The organism is Enterobacter sp. BIDMC 29 (assembly GCF_019378755.1).
Lineage (GTDB): Bacteria > Pseudomonadota > Gammaproteobacteria > Enterobacterales > Enterobacteriaceae > Enterobacter > Enterobacter ludwigii.
Genome location: NZ_CP080000.1, coordinates 3,762,669 through 3,776,453 on the forward strand (window position 1 = coordinate 3,762,669; position 13,785 = coordinate 3,776,453).

Sequence of the window (13,785 nt, forward strand, 5' to 3'; positions counted from 1 at the left end):
ACCTGTTACTCATCCGGGTTAAGGCGACGACGGCTGATGATACGCAGCAGACGCCACAGCACCCACGCCAGCAACACCACGCTGACGGCGGCCAGGATAGCCAGCAGAACCGGATGGTTAGCCAGCGCATACCACAGACGCTCGAACCACGGCAGATGGCCCACATAGTACACATCGCCCACGCGCAGGCTATTGACCCCAGACTCGCGGATCACCGCCACCGAACCATACATCGCGGCACGTTTGCCGCTGTCGTTCATCGCGCTGTTGAGTAACGCATACCCACGCGGGCTGTCCGCCAGGAGCGCCACTACGCTACGCTGCTCGTTGTAAGGTGACTGGAAGCCAACCACCGCGGCCATTGGCCCCTGAGACGTAACGGTTGTCTGCACGCTGGCCTGACGATCGTTGATATCCGGCATAATGCTCGGGAACTCGGTCTGACGCAGTGGCGTGTTAACCCAGGACTGGGCTGCTTTGACCAGCAGATCGATACGCTTGTCATCCTTCAGCTTATCCGGGATGTTACCGATCACCATGATGTCCGCGTCTTTGTTCTGGATCTGGCTACCATCGTCAGTCAACGTGACGTTAATTGCCGGCAATCCGGTCTGTGCACCCACGGACGCCATGGTGTCCAGCAGGGTCGTCACCTGGCCCTCATTTGGCGCTTTTGGCATGACGACAATGGATTCAGAGAGGTCGGCCATACGGCTGAACGGGAAGCTGGCATTGGCAAATGCACGCAGGTCCGGCATGGCAAGGAAGTGATAATACTTCGAGAAGTCGATGGTTGACTCATCACCAATCACAACGTGGTTCTGTACTTGCTGGAAGGTGATGCAGTTATCCACCGAGCCGCCAGGCATCGGGTTCATGTACTGGAAATCAAAGCGCAGCTGGTTGATCGCCCCAAGCTTCAGCGCCGGAATAGAGACGTCCGTTTTCCCGTCCAGCAGCCCCTGCAACACCGGCAGACGGAGCATCAGTCGGTTAGTATCCTGCGTGCTTGTCAGACTGAAAGATTGCAGGAACTGGTTGTTCAGGCTGATATCCATGCGTGAACTGTCTTTGGTTGCCGGCGCGGTGTAACGGTAGCTCAGATTGATATCAATACCGTTGGTGCGCAGCAGGTACAGGTCTGGCGGCAGATTCAGTGACAGACTAATCGGGGCTGGCTCAAGCCCCGTCGCCTGCAGCTGTTCTTCATACGTTTTCAGTTCGCCAAACGTGACGGCTCGGTCAGTACGCACCCAGTTTGGTGCATCATAAGGTTTACGCGGCAGCAGCGGTTTAACCTCATCCACCACCACGCTGTTTCCACGGAACAGAACGTTACCCTGGGCAATGCCCTTGGCCGCCTGCACCAGGTCTTTATCATCACGCCCGAAGACCACCAGCAGCTTCACGTACGGGTTATCCGGGTGGCTCATCATCTCAATGGTCGGCGCTTTTACGTCCGGGTGATCGCGCAGGAAGGCAGGACGTTTCGCGTTGGTCGCAAACACGATCGCGTTTCTGTCCGGCATTTTGTCGTACATCACCGGGAAGTTCTGCCCGCGCCAGCCGGAACGTGAACCAAACCACGATGCCACAATGGTGGCCGCCAGCTGCTCGGTGACGTCCGGAGACGCCGCAAACACCATTGGCAGCACTAACTGACGATTATCACGCGGATCAAAGAACGGAACTGGGAACGACGAGAGGTCGTTTTTCAGCGCCAGCGACTGGTAGGTCATCTGCAGCGAAGAGTTGCGTCCTACGTCTACCCACAGGGTATTGCTGGCAGGGTTCTCACAGACGTCACGGTAGTGACCGACAAACTCCAGACGTATGCGGTTAAAGTCGGTGATGAAAAGAGGGTTAATTGGCACCTGGGCCTGTGTTTTCTTACCCAGTTGCTCTTTCGTGACGGGCAGGACGTCCATCAGCTCATCATTCAGGTAAACCTTCAGTTGAGACTGTACCGGCAACAGCGACGGCGATGGCGTGTATTCAAGGTTCAGCATGGCGTGAGAGACCACCTCATCGCTGCGCATACCGAACTCAATGCCGCCGTTAGGGTTAATACCGCGCAGCACCATGCTACCCGGCGGCGGCGCAATCTGCGCAAAGCTCAGCTTCACGTCCCGTGACGGGGCATCTTCCGCGACAATAGGCGCGTTTGCTCCCTGTACGCCCGGCATCACCTGACCGACGACATTGCTGTCTGCCGGCAGGGTGTTGCCGTCCGTAGGCTGGTTCGGAATGACGTTTTCCGTTTGACCGGGTGCCGCGGTGATAACCGGATCGGTCGCCTGGGCGACCACAGGTACCGTCGGAGCAGGCGTTGCCGCTGCGTTATCGGGTGCTGCGTTAGCCATCGTTGTGGGGAGCGCACTTACCCCCATTGCCACTGCACATAACCAGGAAAGTTTAGTTTTCATCGCGTTATCATCATTGTTGAGCCATAACCGGGTCCGCCTGCTTCGCCTCATCCCGCTCGGGACGACGAGGAACGAACGATACGATCCAGGAAACCAGCGAAGTAAGGGACCGGAAAATTAATTTCACCGACGACGGGGCAAATTCTGCAAGGTGACGATAGCCACGGAACCCCAGCTTCAGAATATCCAGCAGGCTTTCCAGAGGTTTATCTTCCGGGAAGCTGTCCTGCCAGAGAGCCCACGTGTCCGCGCGGGCAAACGTACACTGCACAAAATCAATATGTTGCTTTTTCGTCAGCGGCATCAGCTGCAGACCGACTTCATTACCGGCTACACGCACCACCTGCGTCGGGAAGACGTACTCCTGCTGGCCGCGCTTCAGCAGCAGGTTAACCTTCTGCCCTTCCAGCACCTTCGCCTGACCGTTGATTTTTATCCCCAGACCACCGTCTGAGAAGTCGTGCACGGTACAGGAGAAGAGGTGACCATCTTCACGGGCGATTGCCGCAGGCATGCAGATTTCCACGCGATGCGCACGGCGGACCTGTTTGCTCTCCACCGACACCGCAACCGCGCCGCCGAGGATAATCAGGTTGTAGAACACCCATGCCATGCTCACGAACACGGTCAGGATCTCGTTTTCCGGGCCGTAGAAGTAGCGCCAGATACCGGCAATCACGCCCACGATATTCAGCAACACCAGGAAGATGTACGGCCGGGAGATGACCCAGTCGACATACTCCTCTTCCACCAGACCGCCCTTCGCGGTGACGTTGAATTTACCTTTGTGCGGGTTGATCAGCGCCACCATCGTCGGCGGCGCGATGTACCAGGCCAGCACCGTTTCGTAGATTTCACTCCAGAACGAATGGCGGTATTTACCCTGAATCTTCGAGTTCGTCAGGCTCGCGTGAATCATGTGCGGCAGAACGAACAGCGCAATCATCAGCGCAGGCGCGTAGATGATATAGGCGTGAAGAAGCAGGAACGCCAGCGGCGCGGTCAGGAAGATGAGGCGCGGGATACCGGACAGGAAGTGGAACATGGCGTTGACGTAGCACAGACGCTGCGCGAGTTTCAGCCCTTTCCCAATCAGGGGGTTATCGAGACGGAAAATCTGCACCATGCCGCGCGCCCAGCGAATACGCTGGCCGATGTGCGCCGAGAGAGATTCCGTTGCCAGACCCGCGGCCTGCGGAATACGCATATACGCGGAGGTGTAGCCCCGACGGTGCAGGCGCAGCGAGGTATGCGCATCTTCGGTGACCGTTTCGACGGCAATGCCACCGATCTCATCCAGCGGTTTACGACGAATAACCGCACAGGAACCGCAGAAGAAGGTCGCATCCCACATGTCGTTCCCGTCCTGCACCAGGCCATAGAACAGCGTGCCTTCGTTAGGGGTTTTACGGAAACGGCCAAGGTTACGTTCAAATGGATCCGGCGAGAAGAAGTGGTGCGGCGTCTGCATCATCGCCAGCTCTTTCTCCTTCAGGAACCAGCCCATCGTCATCTGCAGGAACGAGCGCGTCGGCACGTGGTCGCAGTCAAAGATTGAGACAAACTCACCTTTGGCATACTTGAGGGCGTTGTTGATGTTCCCGGCCTTGGCGTGTTCATGCGTGGTACGGGCGATGTACTCGACACCCACCTCTTCCGCGAACTGGCGGAACGCCGGGCGGCCGCCATCATCCAGGACCCAGATTTTGAGTTTATCTTTCGGCCAGTCGATACCCAGCGCGGCGTAAATCGTGTTTTTTACCACGCTCAGGTCTTCGTTGTAGGTCGGCACGAAGAGATCGACAGACGGCCATTGTGACGTGTCTTTTGGCAGCGGAACCGGCTGACGGTTGAGCGGCCAGATGACCTGGAAATACCCCAGCACCAGTACAACCCAGGCGTACGTTTCCGCAAACAGCAGAACCAGACCGCACACCAGGCTGACAGGGTCATCCCAGTTGAGCGTTGAGGTGTAACGCCACCAGATGTAGCGACAGGAGACGGTCAGCGACAGCACTATCAGCATCAGGGCGGAGAAGCGTCCCGGGATACGGCGCACCAGCAATGCCACGCCCCACAGCAGGATCAGGAAGGTGAACTGTGCCAGAGGGTTAAAGGGCTGCGTAATACAGACCAGGGCCAGTATGAGCGAGAAAACGACGATTACGCCGAGTATAAAACGCCTCAAGCCCGGGTGCAGATGCCCGAGCTCTTTATGGTTATCCAGATGGCTGGTCTTGTCACCCACGCGGTCAGGCAAACTGTCCAGCCACTGGTGATAGCGCTCACGTAAATGTTGCACGCGGGAGAAGCTGCGCCAGCGCGGCGCTTTGTTTTCTGAGCGGGACGACGTGGCCACCAGCCAGACAGCCTGAATGATATAACGCGCCGGATCCAACGGTCGCGGGCGGTCGGGATGAATATGCGGATATAACTCACTGTGCTGCGCACGAATGCGCTGCCAGCGCGGGTGTTCGAGGGGAATGAACGTCCAGGCCAGAATCATCCAGAAGCAGCCGAGCGCGGCGCTGAATGCCGAAGCTCCGTGCCGGCGAAAATGCCGGTAATGTTCGCTCAGACGCGAACTGACCGGCGGGATGAGTAACCAGCTGGCGAGACGGCTCATACAGAACTCCCTGCAGGCTCTGCCCCTTTGGCAAAGTGCAGCAGACACCAGTTCGCCAGCGTCAGGATCTCTTCTGCCGCCAGGGAATCGCTGCGGTATTCACCGAGTGGCTGTTTGGAGGCAAGGCATTCCGCCATGCCCTCATCACGATGGATAACAATCGGCAGCAGACGGCGCTGGCTTTGCAGCCAAACCTGATACAGATCGTCCTGGATCTGGCTGCCAATACGTAAATCGTTAATCAGGATATGACCATTTTCAGGCAACCCTTGCTGATGCAGACGGATATGGCAATTCGCGTCGACGTTCACAATCGACAGCACGCGATCGCACTGCGCCATAAGTTGTCGGGTCAGCGTGCCGGCGCCGTGCGGCAGATCCAGAAGGATCCACTTATAATGGCCTTTTTCTTTCAGCTCCTGCAGCGCGACGGTGAACTGGGAAAACAGACGCTGATAGGCAGCTTCATTTTCACGCTCGGTAGTGGTCAATTGGCCAAAGGGCAGTAAATCAAGCTGCGAGGTATAACGCATACCCGCATCGCGCCAGTCTTTATCATCAAGCAGCGCGCGAGCCCAACCCTCTGTACGCGTAAAGTCGACATTAAACGACATGCGCAGCAAATTATCGGCACAGGCGTCAATCACCAATACCGATTCACCTAAAAGCTGTAATGACCACGCCAGCGCCGCGGTAACGGATGTTGTACCTACTCCACCACGGACGCCCTGTAATCCTAGTATGGCCATCAATGGCTCCCTTATTGTTGTTGGGCAAATTCAGCTAATAGCGGCCAACGTTTAATAGCCGCGGCCAACTGTTCCCGCTGGGAAATGTCGGTGTAATCTATTTCAGGTAATGAAAACGCCTGCGTCAGCGCCAGAAAGTCGTTCTGGAATGTGTAACCCAGGGTTGAGTCGACTGGGGTGCCGGGTTCGTTATTATCCATTCTATTCCATCCCTTTGAGTAAAATCGCACAATCAGAAGTAGCGAGGCTTCCTGCCCTATCAAATTTCATTTACATGCTAAATCTGATGTTCTTTAATTTCAATGTTAGGTTTATTTCTACGCTTTCGCTAGTAAACTGAGATACAGAGAAATTAAACGAAAAGAGGGACACCGTGGACTCCATATTTTCTATTGGCATCCAGTCATTATGGGACGAATTGAGCCACATGCCAGTCGGAGGAGTCTGGTGGATTAATACGGATCGTAATGAAGATGCTATCAGTCTGGTAAACAAGACAATTGCCGCTCAGGGCAAGGATTCCCGCGTGGCCGTCGTGAGCATGGGCGAAGAGCCAAAGAAAATTATCACCCTTGAAAACGATCGTGGTCCGCAGACGGTGCGATTATTTTCCATGCCTGCGGAGGCCGATAGTCTATACTTTTTGTCCCGCGACATTCAGTGCTCTATTGATCCGGATCACTATCTGGTGATTCTGAAATGCTCAAATAACGCCCTGCAAAATATCCCTGCTGAAAAACTACTGCCCTGGCTGGAAAAAATCAATAAATGGGCAAAATTTCAAAATTGCACGCTATTGATAGTCAATCCTGGCAGTAATAACGACAAACTGTTTTCCCTTTTAATGGGCGAATATCGCTCCCTGTTTGGTCTGGCGAGTCTTCGGAACCAGGCAGACAGCTATCTCTACGATATTGCGTTCTGGTGTAATGAAAAAGGCGTAAGCGCCAGACAACAGCTCACCCTTAAACATATTGAGGGCGAATGGCATCTGGCGCAGCAGGAAGAAACCGTGGTGCAACCGCGCAGCGATGAAAAACGAATCCTGAGCCATATTGCCGTTTTAGAGGGGGCACCTGCGCTCTCGGAAAATTGGTCGTTGTTTGATTCTAACGAAGCGCTTTTTAATGAAGCTCGCACAACCCAGGCGGCAACCATTGTTTTTTCGCTCATGCAAAATAACCAGATTGAAACGCTGGCGCGACAGATCCACACCTTACGTCGCCAGCGCGGAAGCGCCTTAAAAATAGTGGTGCGCGAAAATAACACCAGCCTTCGCGCCACGGATGAGCGCCTGCTTCTGGGCTGTGGTGCCAATATGGTCATTCCGTGGAATGCGCCGCTATCACGCTGCCTGACGCTTCTCGAAAGCGTTCAGGGTCAGCAGTTCAACCGTCACGTACCGGAAGATATCTCCACCCTGCTCTCCATGACGCAGCCGATGAAGCTGCGCGGATACCAGAAATGGGATACCTTCTGCGACGCCGTCGGCAACATGATGAGCAACACGCTGCTTCCTGCAGACGGGAAAGGGGTGATGGTTGCCCTGCGCCCGGTACCGGGTATCCGCGTTGAACAGGCGCTCACGTTATGCCGTCCGAACCGCACAGGAGACATCATGACCATCGGCGACAACCGCCTGGTGCTGTTCTTGTCTTTCTGCCGGATAAACGATCTTGATACCGCCCTTAACCATATCTTCCCCCTGCCAACCGGGGATATTTTCTCGAACCGTATGATCTGGTTCGAAGATAATTCTATCAGTGCAGAGCTGGTGCAGATGCGCGCCCTCGAGCCTGAACAATGGGCGAAACCGCTCACTGTGAAGAGCGATGCCAAACCGATTCTCAACGCCCGACATGACGGACACGTCTGGCGGCGAATACCGGAACCCCTTCGCCTGTTAACTGAGAATGGGGAGAACGCACCATCATGAATATCAGCGATATCATTCAACTGGTCGTATTCTGTGCGCTGATCTTTTTCCCGCTTGGCTACTATGCACGCCATTCCATACGCCGTATCCGCGATACGGCCAGAGTGCTGTTTGTAAAACCTCGCTATGTAAAACCAGCCGGAACACTGACACGGGCATCACACGTCAAGGCAGACCGAAAACATGACTAATTCTACCTATACCGCTTCGTCACCATCGCCGCTCTGGCAATACTGGCGCGGCCTTTCCGGCTGGAACTTCTACTTTCTGGTGAAGTTTGGTCTGCTGTGGGCAGGCTATCTGAATTTCCATCCCCTGCTCAACCTGGTGTTTATGGCTTTCCTGCTGATGCCTTTGCCCAATATCAGGCTGCATCGCTTGCGTCACTGGATTGCTATCCCTGTCGGCTTTGCTCTGTTCTGGCATGACACCTGGCTGCCGGGACCGGACAGCATTATGAGTCAGGGTTCGCAGGTGGCAGGGTTTAGCGCCAGCTATGTCCTTGACCTGACCGAGCGCTTTATTAACTGGCAAATGATAGGTGCCGTCTTTGTGCTGCTGGTAGCCTGGCTGTTCCTGTCACAATGGATCCGCGTCACGGTATTTGTCGTCGCCATTATGATCTGGCTGAACGTGCTGACGCTTGCAGGTCCAGACTTCTCCCTGTGGCCCGCGGGTCAACCCACGACCACGGTGACCACTACCGGGGGAAGTGCAGCGGCAACCGTCACGACGGCAGGTGATACGCCTGTGGTCGGCGATATCCCGACGCAGACCGCACCGCCGACGTCCACTAACCTGAACGCCTGGCTCTCCAGCTTCTATACCGCGGAAGATAAACGTCAGACCAAATTCCCGGAAGCCCTGCCGGCGGATGCTCAGCCGTTTGAGCTGCTGGTGATCAACATCTGTTCACTCTCCTGGGCTGACGTCGATGCCGCGGGTTTGATGTCTCACCCGCTGTGGTCCCATTTCGATATCCAGTTTAAAGACTTTAACTCTGCCACTTCGTACAGCGGCCCGGCGGCAATTCGCCTGCTTCGCGCAAGCTGCGGTCAGACATCGCATAAGAACCTGTATCAACCCGCCGGCAACCAGTGTTATCTGTTCGATAACCTCTCAAAACTGGGCTTCACGCAGCATCTGATGCTGGGACATAACGGCCAGTTCGGTAACTTCCTGAAAGAGGTGCGCGAACAGGGTGGTATGCAGGCACAGCTGATGGATCAAACCGGACTGCCGGTCACTCTGCTGGGCTTTGACGGTTCACCTGTTTATGACGATACCGCCGTGCTGCAACGCTGGCTGAAGACCATCGAAAAAGACAGTAATCCGCGCAGTGCAACGTTCTACAACACGCTGCCGCTTCACGATGGTAACCACTTCCCTGGCGTGAGCAAAACGGCCGATTATAAAGTTCGTGCGCAGAAATTCTTCGATGAACTGGACGCGTTCTTTACGGAGCTGGATAAATCGGGCCGTAAAGTGATGGTGGTTGTGGTACCTGAACACGGCGCCGCGCTGAAAGGCGACAGGATGCAGGTGTCAGGTCTGCGTGATATCCCTAGCCCGTCTATTACCAACGTACCGGCAGGCATTAAATTCTTTGGTATGAAGGCACCTCATCAGGGCGCACCGATTGAGATCGCTCAGCCAACCAGCTATCTGGCCATTTCAGAACTGGTTGCCCGCGCGGTTGACGGCAAACTGTTTGTGGAAGACAGCGTGAACTGGGATCAGCTCACCAGTAACCTGCCGCAAACTGCCGAAGTCTCTGAGAATGCGAACGCGGTTGTGATTCAGTATCAGAACAAACCATACGTTCGCCTGAACGGTGGAGACTGGGTACCTTATCCGCAGTAAACCGCATTTCCCTCTCCCCCAGGGGAGAGGGCTCACCCGTTCCGTTATGGCTGCTCAGCAAGCCATACAAGCATTTTCAGGCTTGCGGAGTAGTAATCATCCTTTGCAGTGATCTCGGGTTCTCCGGATGGCTGTCCCATCGTTAAATCACGTACCGCCAGCAGCCCCCCTTCCATCATGTAAGGCGCATATTCATTGGTCGTCACGTTTACCCATGCGGGAGTTTGTTCGCGGGGGAACTGACCGAACCAGGCTCGCCACGGCGTTAACAGTGGGCTCTTCTTATCAGACCAGGCCAGGTAAAGTGGAATGCGGATCGCGTCGTAGCTCATCCGTGGCGGCCAGGCTTTGGCCGGGGACAGCGTGCCCGTAGAGCCCAGCGAGACCCAGTCCGTGGGAAGTCTGGCTTTACCCGATCCCATTTTTGCCAGCAAGCGATGGCCATCCTGAATCAACTTGCCCCAGACCGGCGAATGGCTGCGACTGGCAAAGGCCTGCCAGGCCGGGAAGACGAAATAAGAGGGGTTAAGCACGATCTCACCGTCGAGGGTAAACCCCTGGACGCCGGGCAGCATCACGCGGTAACCCGCATAACGGGTCACGGTGTGGCTAATGAGTGCTTTCGTTATCGCATCCGATGCGGCGCTGTACTGTTTGTCATGCCAGCGCGTATCCGCTTTCAACAGCGCCCAGGCAATCAGGACATCGCCATCGGCGGCGTTATTTTTGTCAGCAATCGGGTTGGACTCGGCAGGGTTATAACGCCAGTAAAACAGACCATTTTCTTTGTTCTTCAGCGTACTGTCAGTCCATTTCCAGAGCTTATCGAACGTGGTTTTATCGTCGTTAGCCACCGCCATCAGCATGGCGAAGCCCTGGCCTTCAGTATGCGAAACATTGCCGTTGCCAGTATCGACAATCCGCCCTTCCGGCGTAAAGAAGCGTGCTTTGTAACTCTCCCAGGCCTGGCCCGCCTGAGAGAGGGGGGAGAACAGTAAACTCATCATGACGGCCAGAGCGGCGCATGCGGGTTTTCGCATAATGGGTTATTCCGCGCTGCGCAGTGAAATCTCACCGCCCACCCAGGGTTTGATCACGCCATTCTGCTCCAGGAGCAACGCGCCCTGTGCGTCGATGCCGCGGGAAATACCGTAGATCTCTTTATCACCAATCAGCAATTTCACCGGACGGTTAATAAAGTTATCCAGCTTTTCCCAACGGGACAGGAAGGATGCCAGCCCCTCTTGTTCAAAGAGCGAAAGCGAACTGCGTAATTCTTTAATCATACGCACGGCAAGGGTGTTGCGATCGATGGTGATCCCCGCTTCCTGCAGATTGGTCCACGCCTGATTCACCACGTCATTTTGTACATTGCGCATTACCATATTGAGGCCTGCACCAATGACAATTTGCGCCGCGTCGCCTGTTTTACCCGTTAATTCAACGAGAATACCGGCAAGTTTACGATCGTTCAGATAAAGATCGTTTGGCCATTTCACCCGCACCTTATCAGCGCCCAGATCGTGCAGCACTTCTGCCATCACAATCCCGATGACCAGACTCAGGCCAACAGCAGCAGCGGGACCCTGCTCCAGACGCCAGTACATGGAGAGATAGAGGTTGGCACCAAATGGCGAAAACCACTTGCGGCCTCGACGGCCACGCCCGGCCTGCTGGTACTCGGCTACACAGGCATCCCCGGAAGATAATTCGCTGAGTCGATCCATAAGGTACTGGTTGGTCGAATCGATCACCGGCAAGACCGCAACATTGCCATGCTCTACCTGGCTGCGGATCAGCGCTTCATTCAGCAGTTGAATCGGCTCCGGCAGGCTGTAGCCTTTTCCGGGTATCGTAAAGACATCGACACCCCAGTCGCGGAGGGTCTGGATATGCTTGTTAATGGCGGCACGGCTCATGCCCAGGTGTTCACCCAGCTGCTCGCCGGAATGGAATTCACCGTCGGCAAGAATGCTTATCAGGGTTAAAGGGATAGTATTGTCCTTCACGCGATAACCTCCACGGCATTCACTTCACCCGTACGGCCAATGAAGCGGACCTCTGGCTCCAGCCAGACGTTAAATTTTTCGCCCACTTGCTGACGGACGTGATGGGCCAACTGGACAACATCCTCGCTGGTCGCATCGTTTTGATTAATCAGCACCAGAGCCTGCTGGCGATGAACGGCCGCACCGCCCACGGAGGCGCCTTTTAACTGACATTGATCGATAAGCCAGCCCGCGGCCAGCTTCACGCTACCATCCGCCTGTGGGTAATGGGGTGCGGCAGGCCAACCTGCAAGAAACGCTTGTGCGTTTTCGCTGCTGATAACCGGGTTTTTGAAGAAGCTTCCCGCATTTCCATTCACTTTAGGATCAGGAAGTTTGGTCGTGCGCATATGGCACACCGAGTCAAAGACGTCACGGGCAGTCGCCGTTTCGGGATCGAGACGCGTTAAATCACCGTAGGTCAGCACCGGCTGCCAGTTTTTTGCCAGACGCAGGCCTACGGCGACAATCACGTAGCGATCCTGATATTCATGCTTGAAAATACTGTCACGGTAGCCAAAACGGCACTGTTCAGCGGTTAAACGCTGAGCCGCGCCGGTCGCCAGCTCAATACAATCGACGTATTCACAAACGTGTTTCAGTTCGATGCCATAGGCACCGATATTTTGAATGGGGGATGATCCGGCGCAGCCAGGGATAAGGGCAAGGTTTTCCAGTCCTGGCATCCCTTTGTCCAGGGTGTATTGCACCAGATGATGCCAGTTTTCACCGGCGCCAACGTGCAGATGCCAGCTATCGGCGCGCTCTTCCACATCAATTCCCATGATGCGGTTAACGATCACCGTTCCCGCAAAATCATCGAGAAACAGGACATTACTTCCTTCGCCCAGAATCAGTACAGGTTCGTCTTGTTCTGTTGCGCTTTGCCAGGCATCCAGCAGCTGCTGTGCAGTATCGGCACGTACAATTTTATTAGCATTACGTTGAATGCCAAAGGTATTCCAGGGCTTAAGGGAGTGATTCATAGACGCTATCCTGAGACAAAAACCGGGATAGTTTACCGTATATACGGGGGGATAGGTGATTAGTTTAGAGCAACGAGGAAGGGATAAAAACGCAAAAAGGCCATCCTTTCGGATGGCCTCTTCACTTATTTGATGCCTGGCAGTTCCCTACTCTCACATGGGGAGACCCCACACTACCATCGGCGCTACGGCGTTTCACTTCTGAGTTCGGCATGGGGTCAGGTGGGACCACCGCGCTAAAGCCGCCAGGCAAATTCTGTAATCTGTATCAGCTGAAAATCGTCTCTCTCACGCCAAAACATCTTCGGCGTTGTAAGGTTAAGCCTCACGGTTCATTAGTATCGGTTAGCTCAACGCATCGCTGCGCTTACACACCCGACCTATCAACGTCGTAGTCTTCAACGTTCCTTCAGGAGACTTAAAGTCTCAGGGAGAACTCATCTCGGGGCAAGTTTCGTGCTTAGATGCTTTCAGCACTTATCTCTTCCGCATTTAGCTACCGGGCAGTGCCATTGGCATGACAACCCGAACACCAGTGATGCGTCCACTCCGGTCCTCTCGTACTAGGAGCAGCCCCCCTCAATTCTCCAGCGCCCACGGCAGATAGGGACCGAACTGTCTCACGACGTTCTAAACCCAGCTCGCGTACCACTTTAAATGGCGAACAGCCATACCCTTGGGACCTACTTCAGCCCCAGGATGTGATGAGCCGACATCGAGGTGCCAAACACCGCCGTCGATATGAACTCTTGGGCGGTATCAGCCTGTTATCCCCGGAGTACCTTTTATCCGTTGAGCGATGGCCCTTCCATTCAGAACCACCGGATCACTATGACCTGCTTTCGCACCTGCTCGAGCCGTCACTCTCGCAGTCAAGCTAGCTTATGCCATTGCACTAACCTCCTGATGTCCGACCAGGATTAGCTAACCTTCGTGCTCCTCCGTTACTCTTTGGGAGGAGACCGCCCCAGTCAAACTACCCACCAGACACTGTCCGCAACCCGGATCACGGGTCTACGTTAGAACACCAGCCATTAAAGGGTGGTATTTCAAGGTTGGCTCCACGCAGACTGGCGTCCACGCTTCAAAGCCTCCCACCTATCCTACACATCAAGGACCAGTGTTCAGTGTCAAGCTATAGTAAAGGTTCA

The 13,785-nt window shown here is 55.0% G+C and carries 10 protein-coding genes, 1 rRNA gene and 2 other annotated features; of the genes, 3 read left to right on the plus strand and 8 right to left on the minus strand.

Annotation, left to right across the window (positions count from 1 at the left end):
- Nucleotides 1–5: 5 nt before the first annotated feature.
- From bcsB to bcsR, 4 genes are read right to left on the minus strand one after another with little or no spacing between them, the layout of a single operon-like run.
- Nucleotides 6–2,426 carry a cellulose biosynthesis cyclic di-GMP-binding regulatory protein BcsB gene (gene bcsB, locus JTA15_RS16615; protein WP_032670490.1) on the minus strand — a complete coding sequence of 807 codons (2,421 nt, stop codon included), beginning with the start codon at nt 2,424–2,426 and terminating at the stop codon, nt 6–8.
- Nucleotides 2,427–2,436: 10 nt separating this feature from the next.
- The gene (gene bcsA, locus JTA15_RS16620; protein ID WP_025202799.1) at nt 2,437–5,052 is read right to left on the minus strand and encodes a UDP-forming cellulose synthase catalytic subunit; all 2,616 of its coding nucleotides are present in this window, start codon (nt 5,050–5,052) and stop codon (nt 2,437–2,439) included.
- A complete protein-coding gene (gene bcsQ / locus JTA15_RS16625; protein WP_020884482.1) occupies nt 5,049–5,801 on the minus strand; it encodes a cellulose biosynthesis protein BcsQ in 753 nt (250 codons plus the stop codon). Before bcsQ ends, bcsA begins: the two co-directional genes overlap by 4 nt.
- Nucleotides 5,802–5,812: 11 nt before the next feature.
- Nucleotides 5,813–6,001, minus strand: a complete 189-nt coding sequence (bcsR, locus tag JTA15_RS16630) for a cellulose biosynthesis protein BcsR (RefSeq protein ID WP_020884481.1) — start codon at nt 5,999–6,001, stop codon at nt 5,813–5,815.
- Nucleotides 6,002–6,174: 173 nt separating this feature from the next.
- Between bcsR and bcsE the strand changes: the two genes are divergently transcribed.
- Genes bcsE through bcsG form a run of 3 tightly spaced genes read left to right on the plus strand, consistent with a single transcriptional unit; the run spans nt 6,175 to nt 9,600 of the window.
- Nucleotides 6,175–7,737 carry a cellulose biosynthesis c-di-GMP-binding protein BcsE gene (gene bcsE / locus JTA15_RS16635; protein WP_020884480.1) on the plus strand — a complete coding sequence of 521 codons (1,563 nt, stop codon included), beginning with the start codon at nt 6,175–6,177 and terminating at the stop codon, nt 7,735–7,737.
- Nucleotides 7,731–7,928, plus strand: a complete 198-nt coding sequence (bcsF, locus tag JTA15_RS16640; protein ID WP_025202797.1) for a cellulose biosynthesis protein BcsF — start codon at nt 7,731–7,733, stop codon at nt 7,926–7,928. Before bcsE ends, bcsF begins: the two co-directional genes overlap by 7 nt.
- Nucleotides 7,921–9,600 carry a cellulose biosynthesis protein BcsG gene (gene bcsG / locus JTA15_RS16645; protein ID WP_020884479.1) on the plus strand — a complete coding sequence of 560 codons (1,680 nt, stop codon included), beginning with the start codon at nt 7,921–7,923 and terminating at the stop codon, nt 9,598–9,600. Before bcsF ends, bcsG begins: the two co-directional genes overlap by 8 nt.
- Before the next feature lie 44 nt (nt 9,601–9,644).
- Here bcsG and JTA15_RS16650 read toward each other — a convergent pair whose 3' ends face one another.
- From JTA15_RS16650 to rrf, 4 genes are all read right to left on the minus strand, one after another.
- Nucleotides 9,645–10,640 (minus strand): glycosyl hydrolase family 8, encoded by a 996-nt coding sequence (locus tag JTA15_RS16650; RefSeq protein WP_040018274.1) that lies wholly within the window; start codon nt 10,638–10,640, stop codon nt 9,645–9,647.
- Between the two features lie 6 nt (nt 10,641–10,646).
- Complete coding sequence (gene birA, locus JTA15_RS16655; RefSeq protein WP_219372515.1) at nt 10,647–11,609, minus strand: bifunctional biotin--[acetyl-CoA-carboxylase] ligase/biotin operon repressor BirA; 963 nt, start codon at nt 11,607–11,609, stop codon at nt 10,647–10,649.
- On the minus strand, nt 11,606–12,634 hold the full coding sequence (murB, locus tag JTA15_RS16660; protein ID WP_050737721.1) for a UDP-N-acetylmuramate dehydrogenase: 1,029 nt from the start codon (nt 12,632–12,634) through the stop codon (nt 11,606–11,608). Before murB ends, birA begins: the two co-directional genes overlap by 4 nt.
- 134 nt (nt 12,635–12,768) lie before the next feature.
- A 5S ribosomal RNA gene (gene rrf, locus JTA15_RS16665) occupies nt 12,769–12,884 on the minus strand.
- 77 nt (nt 12,885–12,961) lie between these two features.
- Nucleotides 12,962–13,227 (minus strand) — a sequence feature (23S ribosomal RNA rRNA prediction is too short).
- Nucleotides 13,228–13,242: 15 nt separating this feature from the next.
- Nucleotides 13,243–13,785, minus strand: a sequence feature (23S ribosomal RNA rRNA prediction is too short).

Bases quoted from the DNA above. Each gene is read 5' to 3' on its own strand.
- bcsQ (WP_020884482.1), bottom strand. From the start codon at position 5,801: ATGGCCATACTAGGATTACAGGGCGTCCGTGGTGGAGTAGGTACAACA.
- bcsR (WP_020884481.1), bottom strand. From the start codon at position 6,001: ATGGATAATAACGAACCCGGCACCCCAGTCGACTCAACCCTGGGTTAC.
- bcsA (WP_025202799.1), bottom strand. From the start codon at position 5,052: ATGAGCCGTCTCGCCAGCTGGTTACTCATCCCGCCGGTCAGTTCGCGT.
- bcsB (WP_032670490.1), bottom strand. From the start codon at position 2,426: ATGAAAACTAAACTTTCCTGGTTATGTGCAGTGGCAATGGGGGTAAGT.
- bcsG (WP_020884479.1), top strand. From the start codon at position 7,921: ATGACTAATTCTACCTATACCGCTTCGTCACCATCGCCGCTCTGGCAA.
- JTA15_RS16650 (WP_040018274.1), bottom strand. From the start codon at position 10,640: ATGCGAAAACCCGCATGCGCCGCTCTGGCCGTCATGATGAGTTTACTG.
- murB (WP_050737721.1), bottom strand. From the start codon at position 12,634: ATGAATCACTCCCTTAAGCCCTGGAATACCTTTGGCATTCAACGTAAT.